A 15,649-nucleotide genomic window follows, 5' to 3' on the forward strand; every position below is an offset into this window, starting at 1 on the left:
GGCCCGGCGGCCCCCGGCGCGCGGCGCGTCGGGGCGCCACGGCAAAGTGGCGAGCCGGGGCGTGGCACATCGAGAGCGGCGCCACCGGGCGGGGCCGTGTGTTATCACGCGCGCGGTTCCGACATGCCGCAGCGCCGCTTCCTGTTGATCAGCTACTTCTACCCTCCGCACGGCGGCGCGGGCGTGCAGCGCGCGCTGCACCTCAGCCGGATTGCCCCCTCCCTCGGCTGGGAGCCGGTGGTGCTCGCGTCCGGCGAGCGCGGCAAGACCGCGATCGATCGCTCGCTCCTTTCCAAGGTCCCGCAGGGGGTCCGCGTGGAGCGCACGCGCGCCGCGGTCGGCTTCGGGACGCTCTTCGGCGCCCTGCCGGTCGACGCCTACCTCGGCTGGCTTCCCTTCGCCCTGCGGCGGCTCTCGACGATCCTCCGCGAGGAGCGGTTCGATCTCGTGTTCAGCACGTCGGCGCCCTTCACGGCCCACCTCCTCGGGGACCACGCTCGTCGCGCGCTCGGCGTCCCCTGGGTGGCCGATTTCAGGGACCCGTGGACCGACAACAACTTCCTGCCGCTCTACCGCGGCGAGGGCCCGATCGCCCGGATGCGCCAGCGCGTGGATCGGCGCGTCGAGGAGCGCATCTTCGCGGGCGCCGACGCGGTGCTGGTCACGGCGGACCCGTTCCGCTCGCTGCTCGTCGAGCGGCGCGGCCTCCCCGAGGGCAAGGTGCGCCTCGTGCGGAACGGCTTCGACGCGGAGGATTTTGCCGAGCCGTACGCGCCCCGGCCGGACCGGGGCGGCCGCTTCCGCCTCCTGTTCGCGGGCAACATGTACGGCGACTACAACCTCGCCTCGGTGTTCCGCGCGGCCGAGCGGCTCCTGTCGCGGCGCGCCTTGCCGGGCTTCGAGCTCTCCATCGTGAGCCGCGCGGTCGCGTGGGCGGAGCGGGAGGGCAGGAAGTACCCGCACCTCCGGCCGCACCTCCGGATCGAGGCGCCGGTGCCGCACGATCAGATCGTGGCCCGCTACCGGGACGCCGACGCGCTCGTGCTGTGCGCGCTCGATCCGCTCTCGACGCCCGGCAAGCTGTACGAGTACATCGCCGCCGGCCCGCCGGTGCTCGCCTTCGTGGTGCCCGGGACCGACGCGGCGCTCGTGCTATCGCGGACGGGGGCAGGGGAGGCGGTCCCCACGGACGACGTCGAGCTAGGGGCGCTGGCGATCGAGCGCGCCTACGATCGCTTCCGCCGCGGGGAGCTGCCCGCCCGGCGCGAGGACGAGATCGCGAAGCTCACGCGGCAGACGCAGGTCGCCGAGATCGTCGCGCTGTTCGAGCGCCTCGCCGAGGGGCGGCGCGGGGCGCAGGCGCGCTGAGCGCGGCGCGCGCCGGCCGCTACGCGTGCTGGCCCGAGGTCGCCGCGGCGGCGGCGACGGTGGCGCGGTAGAGCGCCTCGAACTTGTCGACGCACCGCTGCCAGTCCGCGCGCTCCACCGCCCACGCGCGCCCGCGCTCCGCGAGGCGCGGCCCGAGCTCGGGCTCGTCGAGCAGCCGGTCGAGCGCCGCGACGAGCGCCGCGTGGTCCGCGGCGGGGACCAGGAGCGCGCGATCGTGAGCGAGCACGCCCTCGTAGGCCGGCAGATCGCTCGCGACGATCGGCACGCCGAGCGCCGCGAGCTCGCAGAACGTGGACGGCACGCCGTCGACCTCCAGCAGCGAGACCGCCGCGTCGGCCATCACGTAGAGGCCAGGGAGCTCGCTGTACAGGCACGGCTCGGCGAACCTCACGCTGTCGCCGACGCCGAGCTCGCGCGTCATCGACGTGAGCGTCTGCACGTACGGGAGCTCCTCGGGTCGGCCGTGCAGCTTGATCACGAGGACGCCGTCGTTCGCCCAGCGGCTCGCGGCGAAGGCGCGGAGGATGCGATCGACGTGGTAGTGCGGCTTCGTCTGCCGCGGGCTCAGGAGGACGCGCTTGCCGGGCTCGATCCCGAGCGCGCGCCGGAAGCGCGCCGCCCCGTCGAGCGACCTTTGCCGCTCGTACGTCGCGAGATCCACGCCCCAGAGCACGATCTCGCAGGGGACGGCGCCGGCGCGCTCACCCATGCGCGCCCGCGCCCTCGCCAGCAGGGGCACGCTGTCGGCGCTGACGGCCGAGGCGTGGGACAGCACGTGGTCGACCCTCCGGACCGTCCGCCGCGACTTGTGGAGCACCTCGGGGTTGATGTCGGATCCCCACGCCGTGGCGACGATCGGCGGGCCCCCCCGCATCCTCGACCAGAGGTCGTGCCAGGGGCGCAGGAAGTTGAGGTGCACCACGTCGACGCCGAGCTCGCGCACGCGTCGACGCGCCCAGAGGCGCCGGATCGCCTGGGGGATCAGGGGAGATACGAGCCTCAGCTCCTCGCAGCGCTGCCCGTGCTCGCGCTGGATGGCGGCCGCGACCCCGGGCGCGTCGCAGACGATGACCCGGTGGCCCCGGGCGGCGAGCGCGGCGCCGAGGCGGGCCTGCTGCGGGGCCCTCGGATCGCCGTGGAGGAGCACGGTCAGACGCACGCGGCGCGTGTACAGGACGGCCCCGCCCGCGTAAAGCGTCGCGCCGGCTGTCGGTTACGCACGACGCGCTGGTCGTTGGTCGTCGTGCGTGACGCCGGCGTGCTCGCCGTCCAGATGTTCCGCGCGCGGGCGAGCGCTGGCGAGGCAAAATTCCCCACCCGGGTGAAAAGGTCCCGCGGAACGTCGGTGCGTGTGCCGCTCAGGGCGCTGAACAGCCCGGCTCCGCCCTGGCGTGGTCTGGCATGAGACGTGCCGAATAGCAGGGGAAACCAAGCGCCAGCCACGTGCAGACCACGTGATGAGCAGCCACAGCCGGTCGGAACAGCGCGCTCAGCGCGGCTCCCTGCCGCAGGAGATGACTCCATGTCCCAACGCGTCCTCCCCCCGTCGGTCGCGATCGCCTGGCACAGCCTGTCTGCCAGTGACGTGCTCTCCAAAATCGAGAGCGCCGAGGTGGGCCTCGCGGGCGACGAGGCCACCCGGCGGCTCAAGGACGTCGGGCCCAACGTGATCCAGCGCGCCAAGGGCGACGGCCCGCTCAAGCTGCTCTTCCGTCAGATCAACGACCCGCTCATCTACGTGCTGCTCGCGTCGGCGGCCCTCGCGATGGCCATGGGCGAGGCGATCGACGGCGCGGTCGTGCTGGCGGTCGTGGTGCTCAACACGGCGATCGGCTTCGTCCAGGAGCTCCGCGCGGGCAAGGCGATCGAGGCGCTCGTCGACATGGTGCCCCAGACGGCCACGGTCGTGCGCGGCGGCCAGCGGAGCGTGATCCCCGCCGCCGACGTGGTCCCCGGCGACGTGGTGGTGCTCGACGCCGGCGACAAGGTCCCCGCGGACGCGCGGCTGCTCTCGGTGAAGAACCTCCACGTGGACGAGTCGGCGCTCACCGGGGAGTCGGTGCCCTCGGACAAACACGCCGCGGCCGTCCCCGAGGACGCCGGCGTCGGCGACCGCAAGAACCTCGCCTTCGGCGGGACGCTCGTCACAAGCGGCGCGGCCACCGCGGTGGTCGTCGCCACGGGCGCCGCGACCGAGCTCGGCCGTATTTCCTCGATGCTCCACGAGGCGACCGAGATCGAGACGCCGCTCACGCGCTCGATGGCCAAGGTCGGCCGCGTGCTCACCGTCGCGATCGTCGGGGTCGCGCTGCTCATCGTCGGGGTCGCGCTGCTCCGGGGCTACCCGCCCGTCGACGCGATGCTCGCGGGCATCTCGCTCGCGGTCGCCGCGATCCCGGAGGGGCTGCCCGCGATCATCACCATCTCGCTCGCCATCGGCGTGCAGCGGATGGCGCGGCGCCGCGCGGTGATCCGGAAGCTGCCCGCCGTCGAGACGCTGGGCAGCACGGGCGTCATCTGCTCGGACAAGACCGGAACGCTGACGCGGAACGAGATGACGGTCCGGGCCCTGTGGACGCCCGCCGCCGGCGCGCGCGGCGAGGAGGCGCTCGAGCAGGCCGGAGAGGCGCTCGAGGTGACCGGGGTCGGCTACGCGCCCGAAGGCGAGCTCCGCCGCGGCGGCGCGCCGGCCGGCGAGGTGCCCGACGCCGTGCGCGCGCTGCTCCGCGCGGGGCTGCTCTGCAACGACGCCCGCATGACCCGCGACGGGGACACCTGCGGCATCGAGGGCGACCCGACCGAGGGCGCGCTCGTCGTCGCGGCCCAGAAGCTCGGCGTGGACGTCGAGGGGACGCGGCGGGAGCACCCCCGCGTCGATGCCGTCCCGTTCTCGTCGGAGCGGCAGCTCATGGCGACGCTCCACGAGGCCCCCGGCGGAGGCCGGGTGATCTTCATGAAGGGGGCGCCCGAGGCGGTGCTCGGACGCGCCGCGATCGGCGAGGCGGGGCGGGCCCAGGTGATGGCGCAGGTCGAGCGGATGGCTGCGCAGGGCATGCGCGTGCTCGCCGTGGCCTCGCGGCCGGCGGACCGCGACGCCGCGTCGCTCGACGAGGAGCACCTCCCGGAGGGGTTCGAGCTCCTCGGCCTGGAGGGGATGATCGACCCGCCGCGGTCCGAGGCGATCGACGCGATCGCGGCGTGCCATGCGGCCGGGATCACCGTGAAGATGATCACGGGCGACCACATCGCGACCGCGCGGGCGATCGGCGGGCAGCTCGGGCTCGTGCGCGACGGCGCGAGGGCGATGAACGGCACGGAGCTCTCGCGGCTCTCGGACGACGAGCTGCGCGCGGCGGCGAAGGCCACGCACGTGTTCGCCCGCGTCGCGCCGGAGCACAAGCTCCGCCTGGTGAAGGCGCTGCAGGCCGAGGGGAAGGTCGTCGCGATGACCGGCGACGGCGTGAACGACGCGCCGGCGCTCAAGCAGGCGGACATCGGCGTGGCCATGGGGATCACGGGGACGGCGGTCTCGAAGGAGTCCGCCGACGTCGTGCTGACGGACGACAACTTCGCGAGCATCCGGGCGGCGGTCGAGGAGGGGCGCCGCGTCTACGACAACCTGGTCAAGGCGCTCGCGTTCGTGCTGCCGACGAACCTGGGTGAGGCGCTCATCCTCCTCGTCGCGGTGATGACCTTCCCGATCGTCGGGGGCGCGCCGCTCATGCCGATCACGGCCGTCCAGATCCTCTGGGTCAACCTGGTGGCCACGGTGGCGCTCTCCCTGCCGCTCGCGTTCGAGGCGATGGAGAAGGACGTGATGAGCCGCCCGCCGCGGGATCCGAGCGAGCCGATCCTGAGCCGGTTCGTGCTCGTGCGCACGGCGATCGTCGCGGTCCTCATGACGGCGGGGGCGATCGGGCTGTTCTTTTACGAGTACTCCATGGAGGTGCGCGGCGGCGTCGTCTCGGAGATCGCCTACCGAGAGGCCCAGACCGCGGCGGTCACGACGGTCGTGCTCTTCCAGATCTTCTACGTGCTCAACTGCCGATCGCTGCGCGACTCGATGCTGAAGATCGGGCTCTTCTCGAATCCGTGGATCTACGTCGGGATCGGCGCGCTGCTCGCGCTGCAGCTCGGCTTCGTCTATGCGCCGTTCATGCACACGCTGTTCGGCTCGGCGCCGCTCTCGCTCGACGCGTGGGTCAAGTCGACGCTGGTCGCGATGACGATCTTGCCGGTGATGAGCGCCGAGCGGTGGTGGCGCACGCGCCGGGCGCGGCGCTCGGCGGCGCGAGAGCGTCCGACGGCGGCGTCCAACGTGGGCGGCATCGCGAGCGCGGTGGCGAACCGCGGCGCCTAGGGCTCGCGAGCGCGCGGCGCTGGGCGAGCGCGTGGCGACGACGATCACAAGCGACGCTCGCTCGAACGAACGAACGATCAATCGGCCGCGCCCGCGGCTCCGCCAAAACGCTGGTGCCGCGCCGTATACCGCGGCATCATCCTCGGTTGAGATGATCTACCTCGTCGCCGCGACGCGCCCGAACTTCATGAAGCTCGCCCCCATCTGCCGCGCCCTCAAGGCGCGCGGCCTCCCGATGCGGCTCCTCCACACGGGGCAGCACTTCGACTCGACGATGAGCGACGTGTTCTTCCGGGACCTCGGCCTGCCCACACCGGATCACACGCTCAAGGCAGGCGGCGGCTCGCACGCCCAGCAGACGGCGGCGGTCCTCGTCGGCGCCGAGGCCGACATGATCGAGCACCGGCCGAAGGTGGTGGTCGTCGTCGGGGACGTCACGAGCACCCTCGCCGGCGCGCTCGCCGCGGCCAAGCTGGGCATCCCGGTCGTGCATGTGGAGTCCGGGCTCCGCTCGCGCGACTGGACGATGCCCGAGGAGATCAACCGCATCCTCACCGACCAGCTCTCCGATCTCCTGCTCACCCCCTCCCACGACGCCCACCCCAACCTGCTCGCCGAGGGCATCCCGCCCGAGCGGATCCGGTTCGTGGGCAACGTGATGATCGACTCCGTCCATTACGCCCTCAAGCGCCAGACAAACGCGCTCTCGCGCTTCGGCCTCGAGCCGAAGAAGTACGCGATCGCGACGCTCCACCGCCCGGCCAACGTCGACAGCGCCGAGCGGCTCGCCGAGACGCTCGACGCGCTCGACGCGATCGCGCAGCGCCTGCCGACCGTGTTCCCCGTCCACCCGCGCACCGTCGCCCGCGCCGAGTCGTTCGGCCTCTCGGCGCGCCTCCGCGAGACGAAGGGGCTCCGGATCATGGAGCCGCTCGGGTACGACGATTTCGTGACCGTGATGGGCAATGCCCTGCTCGTCGCCACCGACTCTGGCGGCATCCAGGAAGAGACGACCGCGCTCGGGATCCCGTGCCTCACGATGCGTCAGGGCACCGAGCGGCCGATCACCGTGACGCAGGGCACCAACATCGTCGTCGGGCTCGACGCCGCGCTCATCGCGCGCGAGGTCGACGCCATCCTCGACGGCCGCGCGAAGCGCGGCTCCGTGCCCGAGGGATGGGACGGCAAGACCGGCGAGCGCATCGCCGATGCGCTGGAGGCGTTCCTCGCGGGCGACCCGCCGCCCAAGACCGCTGGCCCGCGCGCCTGAGCGCACCGTTCATCCGCTCATCCACGCTCGCGCGCTCGCCGCCGTCCGGGCACGGCTGGCGCGACGCGCGACGCGCGATGCGCGACGTCGATCGCCACCTGCACCACGCGCGCTCACCGCGCCGCCACATCGCTTCTCCCGTCGCCTACGTGGGAGTCACGCCGCCTGCGCGACCGCGCTCCCCACAACCCCCGACCAAACAGCGTTCCATGGGCCCGAGCGCCCCGGGTTGTGCTTGTTTATCGATGAACAGCCCCGGTATATAGATGTATCGTGGCAAGAAATTTTCGATCTGGAGCGAAATGGGCGGCTCGGGGGCGGGGTCAACGAGGTTTCTCGCTCGTTGAGTTGATGCTCGTGGGCGGGCTCTTGACGATCCTGGGCGCGTTGGCGACCCAGGGGGTGTCCAAGTATCTCGTGCTCGCCAAAACGGCCGAGGCCAAGCAGACGATCGGCGGCATCGCCAGGGCCGTCGTCGCGTCGGCCGATCGCCTCCAGGCGAGCTCGACAAGCGCGGTGGCTCAGCCGCTGTGCAGCGATGCGGTCACGGTGCCCAACGCGTTCTATCGAGTCCAGGGGCACAAATACCAACCCGACCCCAGGCCGGGTGTGGATTACAACACGGGGAGCCCGACCGTGGGCTGGAAGTGCCTTGGGTTCGAGGTCACCCAACCTCAGTCGTACCAGTATCGATATCGGCTCGGCGGCTCTCCGATGCCCGTGTCGAAGACTCATTTTCCGGAGGACGTGCCGCTGGATCGCAGGTGGGCCGCCTATGCGCGAGGCGACCTCGACGGGGACGGCACGCACGCGTGGTTCGCGCTGGAGGGCTATCTCAAGGACGGGCAGGTGCTGTTCGCGGCCTCGATCGGCTCCCTCGACCCGGACGAGTAGGCGGAGCCGCCATGGACACTGCAGCTCTCCATACGCTGTTTGGGGCCCTCTCGTCGCGCCGCGACGGCGAGAGCACCGCGATCGAGCTCCCGGGCGCGGATCTCGCGGCCGCGCACCTGCGCTGCGCCGATCTTCAGGGCGCGAACTTCGCCGGCGCGCGCCTCGACGGGGCCAAGCTCGCGGGCGCGAACCTCGGGGGGGCGCGGCTCGACGCCGCGTCGCTCGTCAACGCCGACCTCACCGGCGCCGACCTGCGCTGGGCCGATCTCTCGGGGGCGATGCTCGGCGGGGCGCTGCTCACGGCCGCCGACCTGCGCGGGGCCAAGCTCCCGCGCTCGTTCTCCTCGGCGAGCTCGCTCGCGGGCGCGCGCGTCGATTCGTCGGCCTGCGCGCGCTCCGGTCTTGACGAGGAGGCCATCTTGGCACTCGCGAGCGCGGGCGCGTCGTTCTACGACATCGCGTCGTTCCCTTTGCCGCTGCGCGACGCCCTCGCGAGCGCCGACGCGGTCCCCGAGAGCGCGGAGCGGAGCCGTCCCCACGCGGCGCCCGACTCGCAGAGGACGGAGGCAGCGCCGGACTCGCGGAGGATGGAGGCAGCGCCCGACTCGCGGAGGACGGAGGCGGCGCCGGACTCGCGGAGGATGGAGACAGCGCCGGACTCGCGGAGGATGGAGGCAGCGCCCGACTCGCGGCGGTTGGGGGCCGCGTGGTCATCGGAACGGATTTCGGCGCCACCCGAGTCGCAGCGAATGCCCGAGTCGCAGCGAATGCCCGCGTCGCAGCGGATGCCCATGGCGACCGACGTGCCCCGCCAGGGCGTCGCCGCCAGCGCCTCGCGCCGCGCCGCCGGCGAGCGCGAGCCGACGGTCCGCGGCGCCGCGGTGGCCGGCGCCCCTCGGAAGGCAGCGGACGCGCCCCTGCTCACGCGGTCGATCGAGCTGCGCCTCGCGCTCGCCGGCGGCGCGTTGCTCCTCTTCCTCGCGGCCGCCGTCGCTCTGACGAAGATCCCGCCGCCCGGCCTCCTCTGGGCGGTGCACGCAGGCAGCGCGCTGGGCGCAGCGCTCTTGACCTTCGCGCTGCCGCCCTTCGGCACCGAGCGCGGCGCCGCGGGCTCCCTGAGCGCCCGCCTCGTGCTCGCCGCGCTCGCCGCGACGCTCGTCCACGGCCTCGATCCGTCGCGCCTCGCCGTGCTCCGGCTGCGCGCCACGCTCGCCTCGGGCGACGCCGCGCAACGGTCCACCGCCGTACGCCTCCTCGCGCGGAGCGGTCACCGCAACTTCGACGGGCTGGACCTGTCAGGGCTCGATCTCTCCCGCTCCGATCTCACCCAGAGCAGCTTCCGGAACGCGCGCCTCGCGGGGGCGGACCTCTCGGACGCCGCGCTGATGGAGTCGACCTTCGGGAGCGCCGATCTGACCGCCGCGAACCTCCGAGGTGCCGACCTCTCCGGGGCCGACGCCGAACAGGCGACCGGCTGGGAGCTCGCCGCGTGTGATGACGCGACGGAGCTGCCTGACGACAGCGCGTGCGTGCTGGGACACCCGGTCCGCGAACGTCAGCCATCGGGCGACGCCACCGCGCGCTCCGCGAACGAGACCGCGCGGCCGACCGGCGCGCTGTAGCGACGCGCAGCGCCTCAGCCCGGACGCCGCGCCGCCGCGCGGGCCGCGCGGGCAGCCGCCGCGTCGTCGACCGCGAGCGCCTCCTCGGCGATCGCGGCGAGCTCGGCGAACGAGGCCCCGGCGAGCGCGTCCTCCACCGCGTCGAACGCCGAGGGGCACATGCTGAGGCGCGTGATCCCGAGGCCGACCAGGAGCGGCGCGACGCCGGGATCGCCGGCGGCCTCGCCGCACACCGAGACAGGCCGCTTCGCGGCGTGCCCCGCCTCCACCACCGCGCGCACGAGCCGCAGCACCGCAGGGTGCGCCGGATCCGCGAGCGCGTGCAGCCGCGGGTGACCGCGCTCGGCCGCCAGCGTGTGCTGCGTCAGGTCGTTGGTCCCGATGCTGAAGAAGTCGGCCTGGCGCGCGAGGCGATCGGCCATGAGCGCGGCCGACGGCACCTCGACCATGATGCCCGTGGCCACGGGCCAGCGGTGCGCCGCGCCCGTCGCCGCGAGCGCCTCGTGCGCGCGCTCGAGCGCGGCGCGCACGGCGCTCACCTCCGCGGCGGTCGAGACCATCGGGACCAGGACCCGGATGTCATGGCCGCGCCCCGCGACCAGGATCGCGCGGAGCTGCGCCTCGAGCAGCGCCGGTCGCGCGAGGGAGAGGCGGACGCCGCGGACGCCCAGGCTGGGGTTCACCTCGGCCTCGAGATCGAGGTACGGCAGCGACTTGTCCCCGCCGGCGTCGAGCGTGCGGACCACGATCGGAGCGCCGGCGAACGCCGCGAAGATCTCGGCGAGCAGCTCCGCCTGCTCGTCCTCGCCGGGCTCGTCGACGCGGTCCAGGAACAGCATCTCGGTGCGCAGGAGCCCGATCCCGAGGGCGCCGGCCTGGCGCGCGGCGCGCGCGTCCGAGGGGCCTGCCACGTTTGCCCAGAGCTCGACCTCGCGGCCGCAAGCGAGGCGCAAGCGGCCGTCGCGCGCGCTCGGCGGCCGCCGTGACGCGCGGAGGGCCGCCTGCCGCCGCTCGAGCTCGCGGGTGGTCTCCGGATCCGGGTCGAGCCACACCTCGCCGGTCGCGCCGTCGAGGCCGGCGCGCGCGCCGCCCGTGTCCGGCACCTGCGCCGCGGCCCCGGCGACAGCGGGGATGCCGGCGCTCCGCAGCAGGATGGCGGCGTGCGACGTGGGACCGCCGCGCCGGTCGATGACGCCGAGCACCCGCGCCGCGTCGAGCCGCGCGGCCTCCGACGGCGTGAGGTCCTCGGCCACGACGACGGCCGGCGGCCCGTCGGGCAGCGCCGCCGCGGCGCCGCCGAGCAGGGCGCGCACCACAGCGTCGCCCACGTCGTGGACGTCCGCCTCGCGCGCCCGCAGGTACGGGTCGTCGAGCTGCCGGTAGATCGCGGCCGCCGCGTGGATCGCCTGGCGGAAGGCCCAGGCGGCGTTGCAGCGCTCCCGCTCGATGCGCGAGATCGCCTCGTCGACGAGCGCCGGGTCGCAGAGCAGCGCCTGATGGGCGTCGAGGATGTCGGTGCCGCGCAGCGCGCTGCCGAGGTCCTGCGCCGCCAGATCGAGCGCCCGCCGCAGCCGCTCGGCCTCGGCCGCGGGATCGTCGACCGTGGTCTCGGGGACCTCCGGGATCGACCGCACGAGCCGGACCACGGGGCCGAGCGCGACGCCGGGCGCGACGGGGATCGCATGGGACGACGCGGGGGGCGGCGCCGTCGCGACCGCCGGCGCGCCGTGCTGCAGGAGCGCCGCGAGCGTCTCGATCGCCTTGGCCGCCTGCCGCCCGGTCGCGCGCAGGCGCAGCACGTCGCCCCGGCGCGCCCCGAGGGAGGCGAGCGCGATCAGGCTCGACGCCGGCACCGGACCGCGCCCCGTGGTCACGTTCTCCAGGGTGATCGTCGCGTCGAAGGCCGCCGCGCGCGTGATGAGCCGCGCGGCCGGGCGGGCGTGAAGGCCGCTCGGATCGGCGATCGCGAGCTCGACCGCCACGGCCGCGTCGGTCGCGGCCGTGAACGCCGCGGCGCCGGCCGCGACCGACGCGGCCGCCGCCGCGGGCGTCGCCCAGGCAGCCGCCGCGGGGCCCTCCGCTTCGCCGAGCTGCGCGGCCTTCGGAGCGAGCGCCAGCCGCGCCTCCGCGGCGACCTGATCGAGCGTGCCGCCCGCCGCCGACCGCACGGCGGCGGCGATCGCCCCTTCCACGATCGGCCCGTCGGTGAGGCGTGTGCGCGCGACGATGTCCGGGTCGACGAGCTCGAGCGCGGTCTCGGCGCTCAGGATCGCGCCGCCGATGTCCATCAACACGACCGCGCCGGCCGGCCCGCAGACGCGCTCGATCGCCGCGGCGATCACGGTCGCATCGGTGCCGAGCTCGGCGCCGTCGTCGCCCGCGCCCGCCGCGCGCGCGATGGCGACCGCCTCGCCGGTCATCTGGCGGGCCAGCGCCTCGGTGGCCTCGGCGAGCGCACGGCTGTGCGAGACCAGGACGAGCCCGACGCGGCCCGCCGCCCCGCTCATACGCCTGCCGTCGCGGCCAGGCTCCGCAGCAAGAGCGAGCACGACGTGGCGCCGGGGTCCTGGTGCCCAGCGCTGCGCTCGCCGAGGTAGCTCGCCCGGCCCTTGCGGGCCACGAGCGGCACGGTCGCGAGGGCCCCGGCCTGCGCCGCCTCGGCGGCGCGGGCGAGCGCTTCCGCGAGCGGGGCGTGCGCCGGGGCGCCCGCGGTCGCCGGCGCGATCAGCGCGGCCTTGAGCGCGTCGACCGCAGGGCCGAGCGCGTCGACCATCGTCTTGTCGCCGGGCGACGCCTTGCCCCGGCGCTTCACGCCGTCGAGGCCCGCCTCGAGGCACCCGGTCAGGGCCGCGAGGTCGAGCTCAGCGGCGCCGGCCGCCCGCTGGCCCGCATCGCGGAACAGCGTGCCGTAGAGCGGGCCGCTCGCCCCGCCGACGGTCGACAGCAAGATCATGCCGACGCCCTTGAGGAGCGCGCCCACGTCGCCGCGCTCGAGGCCGTCGAGCCGGGCACGCACCGCCGTGAAGCCGCGCGCCATGTTGATGCCGTGGTCGCTGTCACCGATCGCCGCGTCGAGCTCGGTCAGGAACATCTTCTCGCGCTCCATGACGTCGGCCGCGCGCTCGAGCCACGCCGCGATGTGCACGCCGCTCAAGGTGTCCATGGCTCAGGCCCCCCAGCGGAGCGCGGGCGTGTGCACTGGCGCGTCCCACCAGCGGATCATCTCGTCGTCGAGCTTGAGGAGGGTCACCGACGCGCCGGCCATGTCGAGCGACGTGATGTACGATCCCACGAGGCTGCGCGCGACCTTGAGGCCGCGGCCCTGCGCGATCGCGCACGCCTTGCGGTACACGACGTAGAGCTCGAGGAGCGGCGTCCCGCCCATGCCGTTGACGAACAGGAGCACGTCATCACCCGGCCCGAACGGCAGATCGTCGAGGACCGGCTGCATCAGCATCTCGGTCACCCGGTCGGCCGGCTCCAGCTTGGCCCGCCGCCGGCCGGGCTCGCCGTGGATGCCGACGCCGACCTCCATCTCGCCCGGGCCGAGCTCGAACGACGGCTTGCCAGCGTGCGGCACGGTGCAGGCGGAGAGCGCGATCCCCATGCTGCGGCCGTGCGCGTTGACCCGTCGGCCCAGCGCCGCCACCTCGTCGAGCGGGCGGCCCGCCTCGGCGGCGCCTCCGCAGATCTTCTCGAGGAGGACGGTCGTCCCCACGCCGCGCCGTCCGGCAGTGTACAGGCTGTCTTCGACCGCCACGTCGTCGTTCACGACCACGCCCTCGACCGGGATTCCCGCCTCGCGTGCGAGCTCGGCGGCCATCTCGAAGTTCATCACATCGCCGGTGTAGTTCTTGATGATGTGGAGCACGCCGGCGCCGCCGTCGACTGCCCGCGTCGCCTCGAAGATCTGGTCGGGTGTCGGGCTCGTGAACACGGCGCCGGGGCAGGCGGCGTCGAGCATGCCGCGCCCGACGAACCCGGCGTGCAGCGGCTCGTGCCCGCTGCCGCCGCCCGAGAGGAGCGCCACCTTGCCCTTGCCCTTCGCCTCCGCGCGCGTGACGAAGCGCGGCGCGGCGTTCACCCGGAGGAGCTCGGCGTGGGCGAGCGCCAACCCCTCGAGCGCCTCGTCGACCAGATCGTCCGGCGCATTGATGAGCTTCTTCATCCTGCCTCCGCTCCGTGCTCGCACTCGCCTGGTTCCGCGCGCAGGATATCCCCATGCCGTCGCCGGCCGCGAGAGGAGATCTTCTCGCCGCGCCGTCCTATGCTGAGGTCGCCGTGGACCGAATCGCTCCCACACTCCGCCCTCCGGGCCGCCCTGCGGGCTTCCAGCGCTGGAGAGAGCTGCTCTTCCTGCACTGGGAGACGCCGATCGCCGCGCTCCGCGCCGTCGTGCCGAGAGCGCTCGAACTCGACACCTTCGAGGGGAGGGCCTACGTCGGCGTCGTCGCCTTCACCATGCGCGACGTCAGCCCCTCGTGGTCGCCGAGCGTGCCGGGGATCTCGAACTTCCACGAGCTCAACGTCCGCACCTACGTGCACCAGGAGGGGCGCGCCCCGGGCGTGTGGTTCTTCAGCCTGGACGCGGCCAAGGCCATCGCGGTCGTCGCGGCCCGGGTCGGCTGGCACCTGCCCTATCATTACGCGTCGATGGATCTCGAATCGAGGGACGGGGAGGTCCATTACCGCAGCGAGCGGCGCTGGCCGGGCCCCGTGCCCGCGCGCTTCGACGCGCGCTATCGCGTCGGTGCGGCGATCGACGGCCGCGTCGCGGCGCCGGGGACCTTCGAGCACTTCTTGGCCGAGCGCTACCTGCTGTTCGCCGCGAGCGGTGGCGCGATCGATGTCGGGCAGGTGCACCACGCGCCCTATCCGCTCCACCGAGCCGAGGTGACGCACGTCGAGGAGAGCGTCGTCGCCGCGGCCGGCCTCCCCGCGCCCAAGGGGGCGCCGCACGTGCTGTATAGCCCGGGCGTGGACGTCGACGTCTATGCCCTGACGCCGGCCGCTGCGCGTGGGTGACGTCGGCGGGGGACGTCACCGGTCGGCGGCCGCGCGGTGAGGTGATCGCGCTCCCGCTCCCCGAGGCCCCGCGGCGCCCGAGCCAGCGAGCGGCGCGTACGGCCGCGGCCGCGCCCGCGCGTCAGCGCCTCGTGAGCCAGTGGATGACCTGGGACTCGAGGCCCGGCGCCGCCCCGAGCCCGAGGCTCAGCGTCCGCGGGAAGCCCACGTGCCCGCCGAGCGGGAGCCACCGCACGTCGAGCAGCGGCGAGCGCGGGTGGGCCTCGAGCGCCGGTCGCACCGTGTCGAGCGGCACCATCGGATCGGCCTCCGTCGCGACGAGCAGCGACGGGACGGCGATGTCGCGGAGGCGCGGGGCGGCGCTCTCGCTCGCGTAGTAGGCCTCCGCGCTCTGGTAGCCGAAGCGGCGCGTCATGATGCGCCGGTCCCATTCGCGGAGCGTGCGGATGGCGAGCGCCTCGTCGAGGGGCACGGGCACGGCGCGGCGCGAGGCGACGGCGGTGTACATCTCCTTCAGCCCGGACATCACGTGCCTGCGGTACACCCAGCGCTCGGGCTGATCGATGGCGGCGACGGCCCGCTCCAGGTCGAGCGGCGGGCAGACGGCGGCCACGGCGTGGACGCGCCGGTCGAGCGAGCCCGAGGCCCCATAGCGGAGAGCGATGTGCCCGCCCAGCGAGTAGCCGAGGACGAGCACACGCTCATACCGGCCGAGCTCAGGGGAGGTGATGGCCGCGTGGAGGTCGGAGAACAGGCCGGCGTGGTAGATGTCGTCGCCGTCGCCCCCGGCGCCGCGCAGGTTGACGCGGAGGCAGGCGAGCCCGGCCTGCTCGGCCCTCAAAGCGGCCTCGACCACGTAATAGCTCTCGCTCGTGCCGCCGAGCCCGTGGACGACGACGAGGATCGTGCGCGCGTCTTTCCGGTGGCGGATCCTGCCGAGCAACCGGACGGGCCCGGCAGGAGTCTCATCGACGTGGACCGAGAAGGGGGAGGACGGGGGGAGCCGCGGGGCGCGAATCTGATGCTTGAGCCAGGGAGCGACCGTCCAGAAGTGGCCGTGGAGGATGCGCTGCATCAACCCGTTCGTAA

At 73.9% G+C, this 15,649-nt stretch carries 11 protein-coding genes; 6 read left to right on the forward strand and 5 right to left on the reverse strand.

Annotated elements, in window-relative coordinates:
* Positions 1 to 123: 123 nt before the first annotated feature.
* Positions 124 to 1,368 carry a glycosyltransferase family 4 protein gene (locus WME90_RS12850; protein ID WP_437281396.1) on the forward strand — a complete coding sequence of 415 codons (1,245 nt, stop codon included), beginning with the start codon at positions 124 to 126 and terminating at the stop codon, positions 1,366 to 1,368.
* Between the two features lie 19 nt (positions 1,369 to 1,387).
* On the opposite strand, the gene WME90_RS12855 is transcribed toward WME90_RS12850, so the two are convergent.
* The gene (locus tag WME90_RS12855; protein ID WP_437281397.1) at positions 1,388 to 2,548 is read right to left on the reverse strand and encodes a glycosyltransferase family 4 protein; all 1,161 of its coding nucleotides are present in this window, start codon (positions 2,546 to 2,548) and stop codon (positions 1,388 to 1,390) included.
* Between the two features lie 363 nt (positions 2,549 to 2,911).
* On the opposite strand from WME90_RS12855, the gene WME90_RS12860 reads away from it, so the two are divergent.
* The 4 genes from WME90_RS12860 (at position 2,912) to WME90_RS12875 (ending at position 9,535) form a co-directional block, all read left to right on the forward strand.
* Positions 2,912 to 5,749 (forward strand): cation-translocating P-type ATPase, encoded by a 2,838-nt coding sequence (locus tag WME90_RS12860; RefSeq protein ID WP_437281398.1) that lies wholly within the window; start codon positions 2,912 to 2,914, stop codon positions 5,747 to 5,749.
* A 151-nt stretch (positions 5,750 to 5,900) separates the two neighbouring features.
* Entirely contained in the window at positions 5,901 to 7,019 is a 1,119-nt protein-coding gene (gene wecB, locus WME90_RS12865; protein ID WP_437281399.1) for a non-hydrolyzing UDP-N-acetylglucosamine 2-epimerase, read from the forward strand.
* Positions 7,020 to 7,421: 402 nt separating this feature from the next.
* Complete coding sequence (locus tag WME90_RS12870) at positions 7,422 to 7,913, forward strand: Type II secretory pathway pseudopilin (RefSeq protein WP_437281400.1); 492 nt, start codon at positions 7,422 to 7,424, stop codon at positions 7,911 to 7,913.
* Between the two features lie 11 nt (positions 7,914 to 7,924).
* Positions 7,925 to 9,535, forward strand: coding sequence for a pentapeptide repeat-containing protein (locus WME90_RS12875; protein ID WP_437281401.1), 1,611 nt, complete (start codon positions 7,925 to 7,927; stop codon positions 9,533 to 9,535).
* Positions 9,536 to 9,549: 14 nt separating this feature from the next.
* Here WME90_RS12875 and ptsP read toward each other — a convergent pair whose 3' ends face one another.
* The 3 genes from ptsP to dhaK are packed head-to-tail and all read right to left on the reverse strand — an operon-like array spanning position 9,550 to position 13,703.
* Positions 9,550 to 12,042 carry a phosphoenolpyruvate--protein phosphotransferase gene (gene ptsP, locus WME90_RS12880; protein WP_437281402.1) on the reverse strand — a complete coding sequence of 831 codons (2,493 nt, stop codon included), beginning with the start codon at positions 12,040 to 12,042 and terminating at the stop codon, positions 9,550 to 9,552.
* A complete protein-coding gene (dhaL, locus tag WME90_RS12885) occupies positions 12,039 to 12,698 on the reverse strand; it encodes a dihydroxyacetone kinase subunit DhaL (protein ID WP_437281403.1) in 660 nt (219 codons plus the stop codon). The genes ptsP and dhaL overlap by 4 nt, the downstream gene beginning before the upstream one ends.
* A 3-nt stretch (positions 12,699 to 12,701) precedes the next feature.
* On the reverse strand, positions 12,702 to 13,703 hold the full coding sequence (dhaK, locus tag WME90_RS12890; protein ID WP_437281404.1) for a dihydroxyacetone kinase subunit DhaK: 1,002 nt from the start codon (positions 13,701 to 13,703) through the stop codon (positions 12,702 to 12,704).
* A gap of 113 nt (positions 13,704 to 13,816) precedes the next feature.
* Between dhaK and WME90_RS12895 the strand changes: the two genes are divergently transcribed.
* A complete protein-coding gene (locus WME90_RS12895; RefSeq protein ID WP_437281405.1) occupies positions 13,817 to 14,560 on the forward strand; it encodes a YqjF family protein in 744 nt (247 codons plus the stop codon).
* Between the two features lie 121 nt (positions 14,561 to 14,681).
* Here WME90_RS12895 and WME90_RS12900 read toward each other — a convergent pair whose 3' ends face one another.
* Positions 14,682 to 15,635, reverse strand: a complete 954-nt coding sequence (locus WME90_RS12900) for an alpha/beta fold hydrolase (protein WP_437281406.1) — start codon at positions 15,633 to 15,635, stop codon at positions 14,682 to 14,684.
* Positions 15,636 to 15,649: the final 14 nt, after the last annotated feature.

It is taken from the genome of Sorangium sp. So ce375, from assembly GCF_051473855.1.
Classification (GTDB): Bacteria; Myxococcota_A; Polyangia; order Polyangiales; family Polyangiaceae; genus Sorangium.

What these genes read in the sequence shown, in the direction of transcription:
- WME90_RS12875 (WP_437281401.1), top strand. Translation starts at nt 7,925, where the DNA reads ATGGACACTGCAGCTCTCCATACGCTGTTTGGGGCCCTCTCGTCGCGC.
- ptsP (WP_437281402.1), bottom strand. Translation starts at nt 12,042, where the DNA reads ATGAGCGGGGCGGCGGGCCGCGTCGGGCTCGTCCTGGTCTCGCACAGC.
- WME90_RS12900 (WP_437281406.1), bottom strand. Translation starts at nt 15,635, where the DNA reads ATGCAGCGCATCCTCCACGGCCACTTCTGGACGGTCGCTCCCTGGCTC.
- WME90_RS12850 (WP_437281396.1), top strand. Translation starts at nt 124, where the DNA reads ATGCCGCAGCGCCGCTTCCTGTTGATCAGCTACTTCTACCCTCCGCAC.
- dhaL (WP_437281403.1), bottom strand. Translation starts at nt 12,698, where the DNA reads ATGGACACCTTGAGCGGCGTGCACATCGCGGCGTGGCTCGAGCGCGCG.
- dhaK (WP_437281404.1), bottom strand. Translation starts at nt 13,703, where the DNA reads ATGAAGAAGCTCATCAATGCGCCGGACGATCTGGTCGACGAGGCGCTC.
- WME90_RS12860 (WP_437281398.1), top strand. Translation starts at nt 2,912, where the DNA reads ATGTCCCAACGCGTCCTCCCCCCGTCGGTCGCGATCGCCTGGCACAGC.
- wecB (WP_437281399.1), top strand. Translation starts at nt 5,901, where the DNA reads ATGATCTACCTCGTCGCCGCGACGCGCCCGAACTTCATGAAGCTCGCC.